The organism is Enterococcus sp. AZ077, assembly GCF_051714965.1.
GTDB lineage: Bacteria > Bacillota > Bacilli > Lactobacillales > Enterococcaceae > Enterococcus_B > Enterococcus_B hirae.
Genome location: NZ_JBIOSX010000001.1, coordinates 1,879,419 through 1,895,935, shown reverse-complemented (window position 1 = coordinate 1,895,935; position 16,517 = coordinate 1,879,419). Strand labels below are relative to the sequence as shown.

The window sequence follows — 16,517 nt, the reverse complement described above, 5'->3', positions numbered from 1 at the left end:
CTCATCGTTAGATCAATACCTAAATACTCCAGATTGGGGAAGACCACAAACTGAGGAGGATGAAGATGAGTAAATCAACTTTAGACATGAGCCATCAAGAATGGCTCGAAGACCGCAAAAGAGGTATTGGTGGTTCTGATGTCGCAACAGTACTTGGATTGAATAAATACAAATCCCCTTATCAATTATGGCTTGAGAAAACGGGTCAAATTGAATTAAAAGATTCAGAGAGCGAACCAGCTTATTGGGGCAATGTTTTAGAAGAAGTTGTTGCCAAAGAATTTCAAGAACGAACAGGCAAAAAGGTCCGTAGAAGAAACCAAGTGTTTGAACATCCGTTACATCCATTCTTAAGAGCAAATATCGATCGTGATGTAGTAGGAGAAAATGCCATTCTTGAATGTAAAACAGCGAATCAATTTTTTAGCAAAGAATGGGAAGGAGAAGAAGTGCCACTTAGTTATTTGTGTCAAGTGCAACATTACATGAATGTTTTGAACAAGGATTATTGTTATATCGCTGTGTTGATTGGTGGTCAAAGATTTATATGGAAACGAGTTGAACGAGATCAAGAACTGATTGACATCATCACAGAACGGTTAGTTGATTTTTGGGAAACGAACATTATCGGCGGAGAAGAGCCACTGATCGATGGAAGTAAAGCAACGTCAGATTTTCTAAAAGAGCGTTATTCAGAATTAGATTCAACTGAAATTATGCTTCATGCTGATTATGATGTTCTACTCGATCAAAAAGAAGAGTTACTCAAAAATAAGAAGGAACTAGAGAAGAGTATTCGACAAATCGACAATCAAATTATTCAGGAACTTGGAATAAAGAATGCCTCTACAGGTATCACACCTAATCGGATTATTTGTTTAAAATCAGTCGTTTCTAAACGAAAAGACTTGAAGAAAATAGCAGAGAAATATCCATATGTGATGAAAGATGAGGAAATTTACAGTTTATCAACTTCAAATAGATTAGTGATAAAGGAGATTCAGTGATATGGCAACAAGTAAAGATTTAAAGAATCAACTAACAGAAAAAAACAATCAAGCAGTGGATGTTTCAAAATTAGGTTTTAAAACATTGATGAGTCAGCCAGCTATGAAAAAGAAATTCAATGATATTTTACACGAAAAATCAGATGCTTTTATGGGTTCTCTTTTAACGTTAGTTGGTGGCGATGATTATTTATCTAAAGCAGAGCCGATGACAATCATCGCTTCTGCTTTAAAAGCAGCAACGATGGATTTACCAATAGATAAAAATTTAGGATATGCCTATATTGTTCCATTTAATCGGAAAGAAAAGGTAGGAAAAGATTGGATTACGCATAACGAAGCCCAATTCATCCTAGGATACAAAGGCTATATTCAGTTAGCACAACGTTCTGGACAATACAAAGCACTTAATGCAATAGAAATTTATGAAGGGCAATTAATTGAATGGAATCCTCTGACAGAAGAGTTTCAGTTTGACTACAATGCGAAACAATCTGATCGAGTCATCGGTTATGTTGGATTTTTTGAATTACTAAATGGGTTTAAAAAAACTGTTTATTGGACAAAGCAAGAAGTGGAAGCTCATCGTATTAAACATGCCAAAGGGTTTGATAAAACAAAGCTAACTGGAGCGTGGAAAGAGAATTATGATGCGATGGCGATAAAAACCGTCTTACGTAACATGTTAGCTAAATGGGGGATTTTATCTGTAGAAATGCAAAATGCGGTTACTTCTGACGAAAGAGTTTTTCGATTTGATGAAAATAATGATCTTGTAGAAGAAGTTACTTTAAATGATGCAGAACCAATTGAATCAGAACGTAAAGAAGCAGAAAAAGTGGAAGACGTGTCATCAGCGTTTGATGAATACGAAGAAACAGCAAATATAGACGAACAACAGGATTCATTGTTCGATGATATGAACCCACCACTATAGCGAGGGAGTTTCCCCTCGCTTATCTAAGGAGGTGATAGTGTGGCAAGACCAACAAAAGAAGGTCTTGATTATTTTCCTCTTGATGTTGATGTTTTCGAAGATGAAAAAATAGAGGCTATTGCTGGGGAATTTGGACTTAAAGGAGAAATTGCGGTAATCAAACTGCTTTGTGCGATATATAAAAAAGGATATTTCATTTTGTGGAATGATTTAACGCAAGCTACTCTTTTAAAACGCCTGCCAGGAGTAAGTAAGGAAATGCTCAATCAAATAGTGAACCGCTTAGTCAAATGGGGTTTTTTTGATAAACAACTGTTTGACTCGGTCGAGGTGCTTACGAGTGAGAATATCCAAGCCACCTACTTTGAAGCGACAAAAAGACGAAAATCACCAAAACCAACTAAGTATGTAATTAACGCAAACATTAATACACAAGATGAAAGAGATAATGCTGACATTAATCCCCAAAGTAAAGGAAATAAAAGTAAAGTAAATGAAACAAGAGTATCTTCTTCTAGATCTAGTATAGATATTCATTCAGAAAATATCGCAGAGAGCTATTGGCTAAATCAAGTGAATCCAGCAGAAGCACCAATGGTTTTAGAATCTATTCGTTTTTGGGTAAATGATTTTCAAGGACAAGATGAAATTGTCATCATGGCGATTGAAGAAATGCTAAAAAATGGTGCTAAAAATTATAACTATCTCGATAGAGTGCTAAAAAACTGGGAAAACAAGCAACTAGACACCGTTGAGAAAGTGAGAAAGTATTTGCAAGGTCATTATTCAAAATCACCTAGAAATGCAAATAAAACGCTTGAATACGAGAAATTTAGCACAGATGAGTTGCCTATTTGAGAGGAGGCGTAGGCATGGAAACCGTTGGAGAAATCATGGAAAAACTAATACAGAAAGTGCTTGTCCAACGTGGCGAATGTCCTGAATGCGGACAGCCCTTGTATGGATGGCGTACGAAGAATCCTGATGGCTCAGATCGTTGTAAACCAACTTGTATGCAATGTGGGTATAAAGCATTGCGAGTTCAGGAAGACTTACAAACAGAGCAAATGTACAACGAAAGTCTGAAAGCAAGAGCTATCAATTTTTTCAAAGGTGGTTCTGTCGTGCCTAATAAAGCGTTGTTTGATTGTACATTGCAGAATTATCAAATCGTTGATCAAGAAACAAGACAAGCGGTTGAAGTAACCAAACGCTTTGTTAATTCAGTCTTGTTAGGAAATCCAAGTCATCTTGTTTTAACTGGCAAACAGGGAACAGGTAAAAGTCACCTAGCGATGGCAGCGGCTTGGGAAGTTTTGAGGCGATCAAACTACGACAAGAAAATCTTGTTTATCGGGTTACAGGAAATGCTGGATCAAATCAAGTTTTCGTACAACAATCCTGAACTTAGAAAAACGATTGAGGGATCGTTGATTGCAGATATCAAAACGGCGGATTTAGTCGTCATTGATGATATCGGTTCAGAGCTAGGAAAAGATACTTCAGATAGTCGAGCATTTGGCATAAACACGTTGAATTCGTTCTTGGATGCACGACAGAACTTAGCAACGATTATCACAACGAACTTGCTTGGGGAAGAGTTGAAAAAGGCTTACGGTATGAGGACAACATCAAGAATATTTGTCAATTCTGATGGATTTACGATGGTCTTTTCTCAAACAACCGATAAACGATTAAAACCAGTAAAAGGAGCGACAGCATGAACAAATATCGCAATCGAAAAACGGTTCATCGTGAGATCAAATTCGATTCTGTAGCAGAAGCAGAGTACTATGATCTGGCAGTATGGCAAGCGGAAGCAAACGGCTGGAAAGTAAAGCTTCAGGAAAAATTTGAACTATTGCCAAAATTTGAATTGGAAGGCAAGAAGTACCGTAAAATCGAGTATATTCCTGACTTCACGTTTTATAAAAACGGTAAGCTTGTGAAAGTTGTAGATGTCAAAGGAATGCAGACAAAAGATTTTAAAATCAAAGCGAAACTGTTCTGCCATCGTTATCAAGTGCCGTTGATATTAGCTAAAAAATATGGCAAGACGTTCAAGGAAGAGCGTTTTTAAAAGAAAGGTTAGGAAGGTTTGAAAATGAGCAGAAAAAAGAAATTCATTCCAGAAGTTAACCAAGAGGTTGAATGCTTTTGATGTGACTCAGAACATGAGACACCATGGATTTATCTATTTGTATGATATGTAAAGACAGTCTACGACAGATGTTGATACGGAAGATAAAAATAAACTCGTTATTCTAGTTGAAACAGGAAAGAAACAGTACAAAAGACATCTTGTGAACATGACTAGTTGGAACATGTATGTGGTTGAAGATTTAGAAGGCGCGAAGGTCAATGAATACAAATACGAAGTAAATTACATGCCAGAAAGTATTGTGCCGTTTACGGTGACTGAGAAGAAGTAGGAGGACAGCGAATGATACCGAAGTTTCGAGCGTGGTACCACCGTTTAAAGGTAAAAAATTTGGGCAAGAAATGAAATATGGACAAGCAGGAAGGTTGATCACTCATGCTGAAATGTCTCCAGATAAATATATCCTCATGCAATCCACAGGACTGAAAGATAAGAACGGTGTAGAGATTTTTGAGGGGGATATAGTACTTTTCAGTGTAAGTGATGGTTTTAATCACTTAGATCATGAAAAAGCTGTTGTTCAAGCCTCTGGGTGTCATTCTGGCTTAATTTGTAAGCTAGTAGACTTGGACTTAGAATATCGAATTTATTATGATCCAGTATTTCACACTGACTATGAAGTTATCGGGAATATATACGAGAATAAAGAGTTATTAGAGGTAGAGTAATTGACTAAAATATTAGATGCATGTTGTGGTAGTCGAATGTTTTGGTTTGATAAACAGAATCCAAACGTAATTTTTATGGACATTCGGAAACAATACGAAGAACTAAATAGCGGACATGTCGTTGATATCAATCCTAATGTCATTGGAGATTTCAGAGATATGCCATTTGAAGATGAATCATTTTATCATGTAGTATTTGATCCGCCACACTTGCTTAAAGCAGGCGAGAATAGCTGGTTGGTCAAAAAGTATGGAAAATTAAATCCCGAAACTTGGAAAGAAGATTTAGCATTAGGATTCAAAGAATGTTTCAGAGTATTAAAGCCAAATGGAACTCTTGTATTTAAATGGAACGAGGATCAAATCAAGCTATCAGAAATATTGAATGCAATTGATTATGTGCCATTATATGGAAATAAGAGAGCTAAAACACACTGGTTAGTATTTATGAAGAGTATCTAGCTACCTCGTGAAATTGTAGGATCAATTTTGATTAAATATGTAATTTCTGAATTTACCAGATAATGGGAAGGTAAACATGCAAATTAAAAGGATCGTTTGGAAAATTAAAACTATAGTTAATGCTGTAGCGTTGAATTTTAAGTACAAGCTTAAATGTATTCCCCATTCAATCAAATTTAATCCAATTAAATAAAAGTAGTATCTCTTTTTAATCTTACAGTTTTTAAGAAAATAGTAGCTAATATAATAATCTAATAAGACAAGTATAACCAATATATGTTTATCTATAGTGACTATAATGTCATGTTTTTCTGAGAGTCTATGGAAATACATTAATAATGTTGGTAAAGGAATATATATTGTTAATAATGATATAAAGAAAAAGACTATAAATGGCATTTCGTCACCCCCATATAAATAAAACTATGTAAAAAATATCACAATCTTGTGTTGTGGTCAAATATTTTCATGTTATCTATTTTGTTATTATCGTCAATAAATGAAAAGGAGGAGGTAGAATGATGGGTTTCAAAAAGAGTGACAAAGTAGTGACTAAAATAGGATCAGGCGTGTCATTATACTTCTTGGACAACGAATATTATATAGTTCAAGATGCTTCGATGCCTGGCAGAATCGTTTTGATTGACGACGATAAACAGCGTTTGAGTTGGCCATCTAGTAAATTCGAATTATATGAGGAGGTGGCGGAAGGATGAAATTAAAAGACGGCTTTTACGCTAGCAGTCATGGAATCGGCGGTTTAATGCTAGATATGCCGACTAAGAATCCTAAGAAGAAAAAGAAAGCAAAAGTCGAAGTAGGTGACATGGTTCGTTGCGAAGCAGAAGAGTTCGTTTATCCGTTCAGAGGATATGTAGAACACGTTTATAATCATTCTGCAATCATTCGTATCGGAAATACGATGGAATGCGACAAGTGGTTAGCAAAGAGTAAAGATAATTTAGCTGTAGCTCGTTTGATGGATATCGAACTCATTGGAGGCAAATAAAAAAAGCCGGATCGCTCCGACTCAAAATAAATAAACATGACACGTTTATTATATCACAAAAAGGAGCGGTTTGACTTGATGCAATTGTTACGAGAGGTAGATTTCAAACAGACAAGATGTAATGCGAGAGATGTGCTGAAGAACTTTCGGCGTTTGGAGCGGATGGCAGGTCGCTCTTTGATAGATATTAAGTCGCCTATCATAACCGATATGCCGAAGGCACCAAAACACGGGAATAAGGCAGAAGACGCGATTATCCAGATGATGGATATAGAAGCAGAGAGAGACGCGATTTTAGCGGCTTTAATGGCTCTTAGTCTGATTAGTCGTCAGATACTCTACTACAGCTTCTGTGATGTAAATAAGCACTCTAATTATGAGATAGGGCAATTGATCTGCGGATATGGTGAGAAAAATGTCGAGAAGCTGAAATCCAACGCATTGATTGAATTTGCAGAAGCGTATAAAAGAGGGGCGCTGATTGCGTACCTGTAAAAACGTAGGGTTTTTGTAGGGATAGTGTAGGGTTTTTGAGCGTTTTAACATGATATTATGGTAGTGTCGAAAGATTAGTGATAGGTCTGAGACAAAATAAAATGTAAGGGAGGAAATCTCCCTCATCGTTGTAAATTATGCTTTGATAGACAGCAACCAACTAATCACAAAAATACGAAAAAGGAAGTGAAAACCTCCTTCATTTTCCATTGTTTATCTATATCAATTGGTTGCTGTCTGTTTATATTATGTCGCTGTGGCGGAATAGGTAGACGCACTAGTCCTTCCGAAGGATATCAGTCAAGGGCGGAGCTTAGCTCAAATTAGGGTAGATATCATGCAAGGTGCAAATCCTTGCTAGCGACTTTGGCAACTGAGGGTTGGAAATGGGGGCTCAAAGTACACGAGCAAGGCGAGGTCGATAGTAATCGATGGAATCGGTGTAGGTTGCTTGATAGAGCTATAACTGCATCTCATTGCTGAGGTGTAGTTTTTACATATTAGATCACTCAATGAGTGGTCTTTTTATTTAACACAAAGGAGACTGCATGATGAGAAACTACTGGTACGTATCACTGTCTAATAGGTATCCACAGCCGAATGAAAATGATCTAGTAAGAGTCGTCCAGTCAGTACAAATCAAAAAGAAGTATTCGATTATTGAAATGACACGAGAAGCGACTCCAAAAGAAATCGACAAATACAACCTTCGTTACTGTGGACGTGGGTATTTTAATGAGCAGAATATTCAAGAAAACATAAACAAGAATTTGAGGGATTAGAATGTAAATTGAATTAATTAATTTTCTGATTTAAAGATATTAATTGAAGCTGATCTTATGTTGAAAGATATCGATAGTTAGAGGATAATTAAACTAAAAATATTGGAGGACATAAGATGGTTTTAAATATCTTATTTGATCATAATGGTAATTTTATGTGGTCAAGTTTAGCAACTTTAGCTAGTTTTATAGCTGCATGTTTAGCTTATAGAAGTTCAAGTAAAAATAGTAAAATTCAAAAAGAAATTGCTCAGCAACAAATAGATGCTAATTTAAAAGCAAAAGCAAGAATAGAATGGATAACCGAGGTACGAAACTTAGTTAGTAAATATTTATCTTATCTGTTCGATATTAAAATATTGGTTAGCAGAATGCAAGATATTGAAGAGGAATTAAGTGGTTTAGAGAAGAAAATGAATCAAGAACCAACTTATATTAATAGACAAAAGGAGTTAAAAATAAAACAATTAAAAAAAGAAGAGGAATTAATGATTTGTATACAAGAATCCATTTTAACTGCAGAAAAAATATTACTTCATTTCAGCAAAAAAGACGAGCATAAGGCTATTGAGAAAGAGTTATCAGATTCTGTAGATATTATAAAAGATATAGAGGCAAGAGAAGCGAGACCAGGTTTCTACAATTTGCATTTGCCAAAAACTGATAAAACTTACGCTAGTGAAATGAGAGGTTTGATTGATAATTCAATTACTAGTATACGTAATATTTTTCGTGAATATCTAAAAACTGAATGGGATAGAGCAAAAAAAGGAGATTAGAAAAACAAAACTCAACCTAAACAGAATGTGAGGTGGTGTGTATTGAATGGCAAGAAAACGTGATCCAAGACGTGATGAAGCCAAAAGAATTTGGTTGGAATCCAACGGAGAAAAGCAATTAAAGGAAATTGCATCAGAATTAAATGTTTCAGATTCTCAGATTAGAAAATGGAAATCTCAAGACAAGTGGAGCGCTGAATTGAAAAGTAATGTTACCAATGCAAAAGGTAACGTTACTAATCGAGGAGGCGCTCCTTTTGGTAATCAGAATGCCAAAGGCAATAAAGGCAATAGCCGAGCATCGCCGCCAATAGGGAACAAGAACGCTTTGAAAACTGGCGAGTATGAAACTATATTTTACGAAACATTAAGCGATGAAGAGAAGGACATCTATTCTAATTTGAATAATGATCCTTCTTTTGTTTTGTCTGAGGAAATACGGTTATTAAAGATAAGACAGTTGCGAATGATGAAAAGAATCAAACAAGCTGAATCAGGTTTAAACGAGGAAGAAATCGAACGCCTGCAACAGTTAAGAAAAATCAAAACGCCGATTGAAAAAGACGGTAGAAAGTTAGAAATTAAACGAGAGGTTATGCAAGATGTTCAAGTTATCAGAAAAATACATCGCAAAATTGATGACATTCTTTCAATTGAAGATTCATTAACTCGGATTAGCAATCAGTTAGCTAAAGCCATTAAGCAAATGAATGAACTATATATAACAGATTACAAGACTGATTTAATGAAAGCACAAACCGAGAAAATTCAAGCTGAAACAGCTGATATTGGCGGTAATAATTCTGGCGAAGAAGTGGAAGAATGGAAGCAAGCAGTTTTGAATGCAGCAAATAAACGGGCGGTGAGAGAGAATGAGTAATGATTTTATTCCTTTTGCTGATATAGGTGCTGCGATTGATTATTACTATGATAAGCCAGTAGCTTTTTGCCAAGATATATTGGGCTTGGATCCTGATGAATGGCAGGAAAGTGTTTTGAATGATTTGGCTGAATTTCCAAAGGTTTCAGTTCGTTCTGGACAAGGTGTTGGAAAAACAGCATTAGAAGCAGGAGCAATACTTTGGTTTTTAACTTGTCGACCATACGCAAAAGTGATTGCTACAGCTCCAACCATGAAACAACTTTACGATGTGCTTTGGGCGGAAGTAGCTAAATGGCTAAATGATAGCTTGATCAAAAACTTACTGAAGTGGACAAAGACCAAAATTTATATGGTTGGTGATTCAGAGCGTTGGTTTGCTACCGCTAGAACAGCAACGAAACCAGAAAATATGCAAGGTTTTCATGAGGACCATATGCTGATTGTGGTAGATGAAGCTTCTGGTGTATCTGATCCAATTATGGAAGCTATTCTTGGTACGCTATCGGGTTTTGATAATAAGCTATTGATGTGTGGAAACCCCAATAATATTGAAGGTGTCTTTTATGATTCCCACAATTCAGACCGTGATAAATACAGAGTCCATAAAGTATCTAGTTACGATAGTAAACGTACAAACAAAGATAACATAGAGATGATCCTTAAAAAGTATGGAAAAGAAAGCGACGTTGCTCGTGTCCGTATTTTTGGAGAATTTCCCAAAGGAGCGTTGGATTCATTTATCAATCTTGAAACGGTAGAATTGGCTACAGAAAAACTAATTAGTGATTCTTTAGTCAATAAAACAACGGTTGCTCATATAGGTGTCGACGTAGCTCGGTATGGTGATGATTCTACGATTCTTTTCCCTAGAATTGCTACTAGGGCATTAGAGTATGAGAAATATTCAAAACGTAGCACCATGGAAACAACAGGATATGTCATCAATATGGCCAAGAATCTAATGAGTCAATATCCGAGTATTGATAAAGTGATGATTAAAGTCGATGACACTGGTGTCGGAGGCGGTGTAACCGATCGCCTCGAAGAACTGATAGAAGATAATCATTATCCTTTTGAGGTGTTTGGAGTGAATAATGGTGCAACATCAGAAGACGATTTTTACGATAATTTAGGTACTCAGCTATGGGGAAATATCAAGGAAATGTTAGAAGAAAATATGACAGCAAATCTTAACGGTGAACAACCGATTATTGAATTGCCTGATGATGGATCGTTGATTAAAGAACTGAGTACACGTAAATTCAAAATGACGAGTAGAAGTCGTATTCGTTTAGAAAGTAAAGATGATATGAAAAAGCGAAACATTGGTAGTCCAGATATTGCTGATGCGTTGGCTTTAGCATTTTATGAGCCACCAAGTCACTATCAATTTATTCAATTTTAGGAGGTGAGCTTTTGATTAGTACAGTATTATCTTTAGAGAGATATAAGAAGCTACGTATTAAATATGCAACACAAATTGAAGATAGAATGTTTGATCCGAATGGTTTTATAGAAGATATGAAACCATTTTTTGCTGATCGTGAAAGAAAATATCTAGCGTATACTAGCGAAAAGAATGAAATAGACAAAAGACCAAAGCCTAACACTGATATTGTAAAGGTTAATAATAAACTTCATGCTGGTATGTATTCGATTGTCGTAGATCAAGCAGTCAATCATTTTACTGGTGTACCTATTAAATGGGATTACGATGTATCAGAACAAAAAAGAACACTCATTCAAAGATTAAAAGATAAATTCTTAAAAAATGATACAGAGCTTCCAACAGTTCCAGAAGCTTTTAACAAATTAACAAGCAATCTTGATTCCATGAGATTTGCAATGCTTGATCCTGAGACAGCCACTTTTCAAGGTGCATGTGGAGTAGCTTTCCGATTGTTAGAGCCTGTGGAAGGAGATGATGGTTGGGAGTTAAGAGCAAGCAATATTGAGCCTTGGAGAGCTGAAAGATATGGAAATGCTGGAATCTATATTAAAGAAAAGTATGACTCTTATCAGAAAAAGTTTTTCCAAGAAATGAAAGTTATAACTAGAAATGAAATTACGACATATGCTTGTTATGGTGATTTAGATTTTATTACTAACGGAACATTCAAAAAAATCGATGAAACAAAAAATCCTTTAGAAGTGATTAATTTATCCGAATTTAAAAATAATACGAATCGTTATTGTGATTTTGAAGTAGCCGAGGAAATTGGAGATGCAATTGATCGTGCTTTGTCTGATCAGCAAAACGAAATCGAACAATTTAAGCTTGCGTACATGCTTGTTACTGGTACGACAATGAGCAAAGACACTGCTAAAGAAATGATGAATCAGCTAGGGATTATTAACTTAAAAGACCCTACAGCAAAAGCAGAATATGTCACCAAAGATTTAGCGAAAGATTTCAATGAATATCATATGGATCTATTGAAAAAACAATTTTACACCATTTGTAAAGCAATCGATTTTAACGATGAGGTGTTTAAATCAAACAGTTCTGGAGAAGCTCGTAAGTGGCAAATCATTAGCCTAGAAGCAAAAACAAATACTAAAGAACAATATTTTAGAGAAGGACTGAAAGAATGCGCAGAAACAATTGCTGCTTTTCTTAAGTTTCATGACAAAGTAGAAATTGAGCCAGAAAAAATTATTTTTACTTTCTCTAGATCTTTGCCAACTGATCTAAGTTATTTAGCTGAAGCTTTACCTAAGCTTGCACCTTATGTATCCAAACGAACCATTCAAAGACAAATTCCATTTGTGACAGACGTTGATTATGAAAATGAAATAATGGAGTTGGAAAATGGAAATGCTTATCCAGATAGTGAATACAATTTTGGCGGAGGTGGCAATAGTGACGACAGAAACGAAGTATTGGACCAAACGTCGAGAACTGGAGGATCAAGCAAGGCTCAAACAAGAAAATCAGACACTTAAAAAATTAACTAGTGTATTTCCTGAAGCGCTGAAAGAGATACAGGAAAAACTATTATCTCAAGCAGACTTACATGATATTACTTATGCTGAAATGATGGAGTTTTACAGCAAAAGTGATCAAAAAAAATATCGTGAATATGTGGAAAAAAATTACAAATCTCTCAAAATGTACGATTCAAAATACAAAGAGTTTATCGATGAATTTTTTCCATCTTTTGATTATACAAAGGTTAATCGTTTGCTACAGATACGTTCTGATATCTTTAAAATCCTTGCATACCATGCAATAGATGTAGACGTGAACAAGTATTTTTCAGATCGATTGGAAGAGATATTGCAACGTTCATATGCTTCAAATGCAAATGTGTTATCGCAATTGCTGAATGTTGATTTGCCGAATTATTTATCCCAAGTGGAATTAGAGAGTTATCTAAACTATCCTTGGTCGGGTAAAACCTTTTCTAGGAGGCTTTGGGGAAATATTTCATCACTCGAACAGAAACTCTCCAATGCTATTGTAAAAAGTGTTGCTAGTGGAGAAGGCGTTATACACGCACTAAATACCATGCGAACAGACTCAGAAATTTGTGACATGTTTAAGTTAGAAGAATCAAAGTATAACAAAGCGATAGAAAATCTCGTTCGAACGGAGTATGCAAAATTTGCTCAAGATGGTATTGAAAAATCATATTTAGAAACAGGTATTGAGGAATACAACGTTTTAACTGCAAAGGATGAGAGAGTTTGCCGAATTTGTGGAGGAAAGGCAAGTAAGAATCCCTATAAACTGAAAGATGCTGTCATAGGTGAGAATCGAGCACCTTTTCACAGTCGTTGCAGATGTACGGATGTTCCTAATTTACCAAAATTAGGAAAGGATATTGATGAAGAATATGACCGATTATTTGGCGATTTATTAGATGAGTTTGCACATGATTCTTTTGGAATTAATTTGAAACGGAGGAAGTAGAATGAAAGATTTTCATGAAGCAGTACTAACAATTAATGTAAAAGCTGATATTGCAGAAGCCTACAAAACAGCTATTGAGTCTGAGAATCATCCTAATGGCTTGAGAGATCAGTGGAATGGTAATTATGCCTACGTGGTTATTGGCGATCAAACTGTTAATTATCAAGAGAATACTCCAGTTAATAAGAATACCGTTAATTTAACGATTCAATTATTATCTCATACATTACCAAATTTAAAAGAAACAGTTAATTGGTATGAAAAGACGGGATGTATTGTTGTTAGAACTGACTACAAAGAAGGAAAGTCTAGTAAATAGGCTTCTTATTTCAAATTTCTACAAATACTAACAAAAAGGAGTTGGCAATTAAGCCACTCCTTTTTGTCTACAGTCTGAGATAACTTAATTAATAAGTTATCTTTTTCTTGGTGCGAAATCACCTTAAACTAGCGCAATACTGGGCTTGGTTGAATGGTGGGGCGCAACTATTAAAACTCAAAGCAATGCGGGGCGTGAAAACGAATCGTGGGGCGAAAGGAGAATAAGCGTGAAAAACAAATCATTAATACCAATGAATTTGCAATACTTTGCCGAAGGTGACGATCCACAGTTTTCTTTTGAGGATTTCAAAACTTTTGCGGAATCTAATGAAGAAGCTCAAAAATTTCTTCAGTCACAATCTCAAAGTGTTGCTGACAAGCAATTGGAAGCTTGGAAACAAAATAACCTAGATAAAATTAAACAGGATACTATCAAGGAATATGAGGAATCCAAGAAAAACAAGTCACCTGAACAAATACAACTAGAGAAATTACAAGCTGAATTCGAAGCTGAGAAGGCTTTACGTGTGACAAGTGACAACAAAGCATTTGTTGCTGAACAAATTGCTGGGCTAGAACTAGATGGAGAGTTAAAAGATTCTATTTCTCAATTTATGTTAAATAATCTTGTTAGTTCTGATACAGAATTCACTAAAAAAGCTGTGGAAGGTTTTACTAACGTTTTGGAATCTATTAAAGAGAAACATTCCGAAGAAATTAAAAGTCTAGAAATGCAGACAGCATTTGGTACGAAAAAACAGCAACAAACAGCTGATAATACACAAGAAAATATTGATGATCCAATGGGTAAGTTAGGCGAAATGCTACAACAATTTAATTAGGAGAGTGACAAATTATGAAAAAAACATCTTTAAATAATTTAGAGTATTTGGATATTTCACCAGCGATTAATGCTATGCAAGTACCAAATACACCTTTTTTAAGCTATTTACTTGGTGCTGGAAAGACAGAGCAAGCAAACTCTACAGAAATTAAATGGCGTGAATATGATATCAATAACGATGATTCTTCTGAAAAGCTTGAGGGCGGAGATTATCCAGATGCTGAATCTGGTCGAACTTGGTTTAACAACTATACAGAAATTTTTAGAAAATCAACCTCTGTATCTGGTACGTTAGATGCTATTAATGTGAATGGTGTCGGAAACGAATTGACTAATCAAGTAGCACTACGTGGTATGGAAATGAAAATTGATTTGAACAGAAAATTAATTACTGGTGTAAAAGCTGATGAAAATAGTTCTAAAGGTCGTCGAATGAATGGAATCTTGAACTTGATCAACTCAGCAAATAAAGCAGAAACAGCTACTGCGGGTGCGGTAACAAGAAAAGATATCGATAGTTTATTTAAATTAATGTATGAAAAAGGTTATATGGGAGAAAAACTATGCTTGATTTCTCCAGATATGCAGGAGTTAATGACTGATGAGTTAGATGGAAAATCAACAAAAATTGTTCAGTTCGGGGAAAGAGTAACTTTTGGATTGCAAATTGGAAATATCGTGTCTAATTACGGTACAGGTATTGCTTTACTAGAACCATCATTGCCAAAAGGAACAATTGCCGCAATCGATACTAATTATGTGAAACTACGTCCATTACGTGAATGGAGAGCAGAAGAACTTGCAAAAACAACTGATTCAAGACGTATCGGTCTTGTAGGTGAATATTCTCTTGAATACAACGCTTCAAACTCTGGGGCAATTTTAAATTTAAAGTCTGAATAAATGGGAGTTAGTACTCCCTTTTTTGATAGGAGGAATTACAGTGGTAAAAAAAGATGAAACTAAAAAAGATGAAGTCGTGAAATATAGAGTAGGTAAAACTAAAAATTTTGTTGGATTTGTTCATCCTAAAACTCGTAGATTTATCACAGCAGATTCAAATAACGAATTTATCATTTCTATAGATGATAAAGAAGCAATTGCAATTTTGGAAGATGCAATTGATGTTAATGAAATTTAGGAAGTGATCTGATGGATGAATCGCTAAAAACGGAAATCATTGAGTCTATAAAAGAAGATTTTCCAGATTTGAGTGAAGAACGCATAACTAATTTATTAGAAATAATTTTGCTAGAAATTGAATCATACAATAGTTGTAAAAATGATGTTTCATGGGAAAAGTTAAAAAGCGTGATTAGTGAAGTGTTGTATCAAATAATAAAAAATGAATCAGAAAAAAAAGTATCTTCAGTTAGACGTGGCGATACGACGATTAGTTATGCGTCAACAGCGAATGCTGTTAGTGAGTTACTTCTAGGATATGGCGATTTGATACGAAGGGTTATTGGTTGTGGAGGATTGGAGTTTTTTTAATGAATGAAGCAGATATTTTAGAAACTACTTACGAAGATAGTTGTATTATCGAAAGACTAATGGACATTGAAGATTCTAATACAAATATTACTATTCAAGATTATAAAAAAGTACATGATAATCCTATCCCTTGCGCTCTTTCACAAGGTCAAATCGATGGACTAGCAGTCATAGAAGATGGAGAAATGGTAAATGTTTCGACTGACACATATAAATTATTTATTCATCCTAAGATTAAACTCAAAAAAGGAGATCGAATAACAATAACTCAAAAGGCCAGTGGCTTAATTTTTTCTCTATTTGCTACTAAGCCTTTTTACTATCCTAGTCATTGTGAAGTAAATTTGATAGGAAGTGAAAAAAATGGGTGATCTCAAATATGAATCTAATGCAGAAAAGATCATTGAAAATTTTAAAAATATGACTGTAATTGCTCAAAAAGAAGGAATATCTTTTGTAAATGATTCGATGAATAAAGTTGTTAGCCTAGCTAAACCTTTAACTCCTGTAAAATCAGGTGATTTAAGACGTGGTTATCGAGTAGTAAAAGCTAGGAAGCTTTCAACTGGTCGTATTGTTGGAGCAGCTATAAATAATGAACATTACTTTAAGTATGTGGAAGAAGGACACAGGACTAAAAATGGTGGATTTGTAAAAGGACGGTTTATGTTGACCCGTGCAACGAATCTTGCAAATATGTCTTATATTCCTCGAAGATTTAAACAAATGGCAATAAAAATCGTTAAGAAAGGAAAGTAA

General features: G+C 35.1%; 23 protein-coding genes and 2 pseudogenes. 24 read left to right on the top strand and 1 reads right to left on the bottom strand.

Features of this window, described 5'->3' with window-relative positions; translation table 11 throughout:
- The first annotated feature begins 59 nt into the window (after positions 1–59).
- From IGL28_RS08765 to IGL28_RS08730, 8 genes and pseudogenes are all read left to right on the top strand, one after another.
- Positions 60–1,007 carry a YqaJ viral recombinase family protein gene (locus IGL28_RS08765; protein ID WP_179287073.1) on the top strand — a complete coding sequence of 316 codons (948 nt, stop codon included), beginning with the start codon at positions 60–62 and terminating at the stop codon, positions 1,005–1,007.
- A 1-nt stretch (position 1,008) separates the two neighbouring features.
- Positions 1,009–1,944, top strand: coding sequence for a recombinase RecT (locus tag IGL28_RS08760; RefSeq protein WP_081129698.1), 936 nt, complete (start codon positions 1,009–1,011; stop codon positions 1,942–1,944).
- Between the two features lie 39 nt (positions 1,945–1,983).
- Positions 1,984–2,802: a Lin1244/Lin1753 domain-containing protein gene (locus tag IGL28_RS08755; RefSeq protein WP_010720131.1), complete on the top strand. Its 819-nt coding sequence runs from the start codon at positions 1,984–1,986 to the stop codon at positions 2,800–2,802.
- A 14-nt stretch (positions 2,803–2,816) separates the two neighbouring features.
- Positions 2,817–3,668, top strand: a complete 852-nt coding sequence (locus IGL28_RS08750; RefSeq protein WP_010719519.1) for an ATP-binding protein — start codon at positions 2,817–2,819, stop codon at positions 3,666–3,668.
- Positions 3,665–4,024, top strand: a complete 360-nt coding sequence (locus IGL28_RS08745; RefSeq protein WP_034698477.1) for a DUF1064 domain-containing protein — start codon at positions 3,665–3,667, stop codon at positions 4,022–4,024. Before IGL28_RS08750 ends, IGL28_RS08745 begins: the two co-directional genes overlap by 4 nt.
- Before the next feature lie 151 nt (positions 4,025–4,175).
- Positions 4,176–4,376 (top strand): annotated as a pseudogene (locus tag IGL28_RS08740) (hypothetical protein); the annotation flags it as partial.
- Between the two features lie 11 nt (positions 4,377–4,387).
- A pseudogene (locus tag IGL28_RS08735) lies at positions 4,388–4,773 on the top strand (YopX family protein).
- Complete coding sequence (locus IGL28_RS08730) at positions 4,774–5,235, top strand: class I SAM-dependent methyltransferase (protein WP_002325355.1); 462 nt, start codon at positions 4,774–4,776, stop codon at positions 5,233–5,235.
- A gap of 21 nt (positions 5,236–5,256) precedes the next feature.
- On the opposite strand, the gene IGL28_RS08725 is transcribed toward IGL28_RS08730, so the two are convergent.
- Positions 5,257–5,634, bottom strand: a complete 378-nt coding sequence (locus tag IGL28_RS08725; protein WP_080704590.1) for a hypothetical protein — start codon at positions 5,632–5,634, stop codon at positions 5,257–5,259.
- A 119-nt stretch (positions 5,635–5,753) separates the two neighbouring features.
- Here IGL28_RS08725 and IGL28_RS08720 point away from each other — a divergent pair, with 119 nt between their 5' ends.
- The 16 genes from IGL28_RS08720 to IGL28_RS08645 all read left to right on the top strand — a co-directional run bounded on the left by IGL28_RS08720 (position 5,754) and on the right by IGL28_RS08645 (position 16,517).
- Positions 5,754–5,951 carry a hypothetical protein gene (locus IGL28_RS08720; RefSeq protein WP_010718393.1) on the top strand — a complete coding sequence of 66 codons (198 nt, stop codon included), beginning with the start codon at positions 5,754–5,756 and terminating at the stop codon, positions 5,949–5,951.
- Complete coding sequence (locus IGL28_RS08715; protein ID WP_034698471.1) at positions 5,948–6,244, top strand: hypothetical protein; 297 nt, start codon at positions 5,948–5,950, stop codon at positions 6,242–6,244. Before IGL28_RS08720 ends, IGL28_RS08715 begins: the two co-directional genes overlap by 4 nt.
- A gap of 78 nt (positions 6,245–6,322) precedes the next feature.
- Positions 6,323–6,739 carry an ArpU family phage packaging/lysis transcriptional regulator gene (locus tag IGL28_RS08710; protein WP_034698468.1) on the top strand — a complete coding sequence of 139 codons (417 nt, stop codon included), beginning with the start codon at positions 6,323–6,325 and terminating at the stop codon, positions 6,737–6,739.
- Positions 6,740–7,290: 551 nt separating this feature from the next.
- Positions 7,291–7,521, top strand: a complete 231-nt coding sequence (locus IGL28_RS08705) for a hypothetical protein (protein WP_081129465.1) — start codon at positions 7,291–7,293, stop codon at positions 7,519–7,521.
- Positions 7,522–7,637: 116 nt separating this feature from the next.
- Complete coding sequence (locus tag IGL28_RS08700) at positions 7,638–8,300, top strand: hypothetical protein (RefSeq protein ID WP_081129468.1); 663 nt, start codon at positions 7,638–7,640, stop codon at positions 8,298–8,300.
- A 46-nt stretch (positions 8,301–8,346) separates the two neighbouring features.
- Positions 8,347–9,180 carry a phage terminase small subunit gene (gene terS, locus IGL28_RS08695; RefSeq protein ID WP_081129470.1) on the top strand — a complete coding sequence of 278 codons (834 nt, stop codon included), beginning with the start codon at positions 8,347–8,349 and terminating at the stop codon, positions 9,178–9,180.
- Positions 9,173–10,588, top strand: a complete 1,416-nt coding sequence (locus IGL28_RS08690) for a DEAD/DEAH box helicase family protein (protein ID WP_438843947.1) — start codon at positions 9,173–9,175, stop codon at positions 10,586–10,588. Before terS ends, IGL28_RS08690 begins: the two co-directional genes overlap by 8 nt.
- 11 nt (positions 10,589–10,599) lie before the next feature.
- Positions 10,600–12,129, top strand: coding sequence for a phage portal protein (locus tag IGL28_RS08685; RefSeq protein ID WP_081129475.1), 1,530 nt, complete (start codon positions 10,600–10,602; stop codon positions 12,127–12,129).
- 91 nt (positions 12,130–12,220) lie between these two features.
- The gene (locus IGL28_RS08680; protein ID WP_128427694.1) at positions 12,221–13,099 is read left to right on the top strand and encodes a minor capsid protein; all 879 of its coding nucleotides are present in this window, start codon (positions 12,221–12,223) and stop codon (positions 13,097–13,099) included.
- A gap of 1 nt (position 13,100) precedes the next feature.
- Entirely contained in the window at positions 13,101–13,418 is a 318-nt protein-coding gene (locus IGL28_RS08675) for a hypothetical protein (RefSeq protein WP_034698454.1), read from the top strand.
- A 229-nt stretch (positions 13,419–13,647) separates the two neighbouring features.
- Positions 13,648–14,262: a capsid assembly scaffolding protein Gp46 family protein gene (locus tag IGL28_RS08670; RefSeq protein WP_241546346.1), complete on the top strand. Its 615-nt coding sequence runs from the start codon at positions 13,648–13,650 to the stop codon at positions 14,260–14,262.
- Positions 14,263–14,276: 14 nt separating this feature from the next.
- Positions 14,277–15,167 (top strand): SU10 major capsid protein, encoded by an 891-nt coding sequence (locus IGL28_RS08665; RefSeq protein ID WP_081129480.1) that lies wholly within the window; start codon positions 14,277–14,279, stop codon positions 15,165–15,167.
- A 22-nt stretch (positions 15,168–15,189) separates the two neighbouring features.
- The gene (locus IGL28_RS08660) at positions 15,190–15,405 is read left to right on the top strand and encodes a hypothetical protein (RefSeq protein WP_002311614.1); all 216 of its coding nucleotides are present in this window, start codon (positions 15,190–15,192) and stop codon (positions 15,403–15,405) included.
- 11 nt (positions 15,406–15,416) lie between these two features.
- On the top strand, positions 15,417–15,758 hold the full coding sequence (locus IGL28_RS08655; RefSeq protein WP_002304501.1) for a hypothetical protein: 342 nt from the start codon (positions 15,417–15,419) through the stop codon (positions 15,756–15,758).
- Complete coding sequence (locus tag IGL28_RS08650) at positions 15,758–16,129, top strand: hypothetical protein (RefSeq protein WP_081129483.1); 372 nt, start codon at positions 15,758–15,760, stop codon at positions 16,127–16,129. Before IGL28_RS08655 ends, IGL28_RS08650 begins: the two co-directional genes overlap by 1 nt.
- Entirely contained in the window at positions 16,122–16,517 is a 396-nt protein-coding gene (locus IGL28_RS08645) for an HK97 gp10 family phage protein (RefSeq protein WP_053766659.1), read from the top strand. The genes IGL28_RS08650 and IGL28_RS08645 overlap by 8 nt, the downstream gene beginning before the upstream one ends.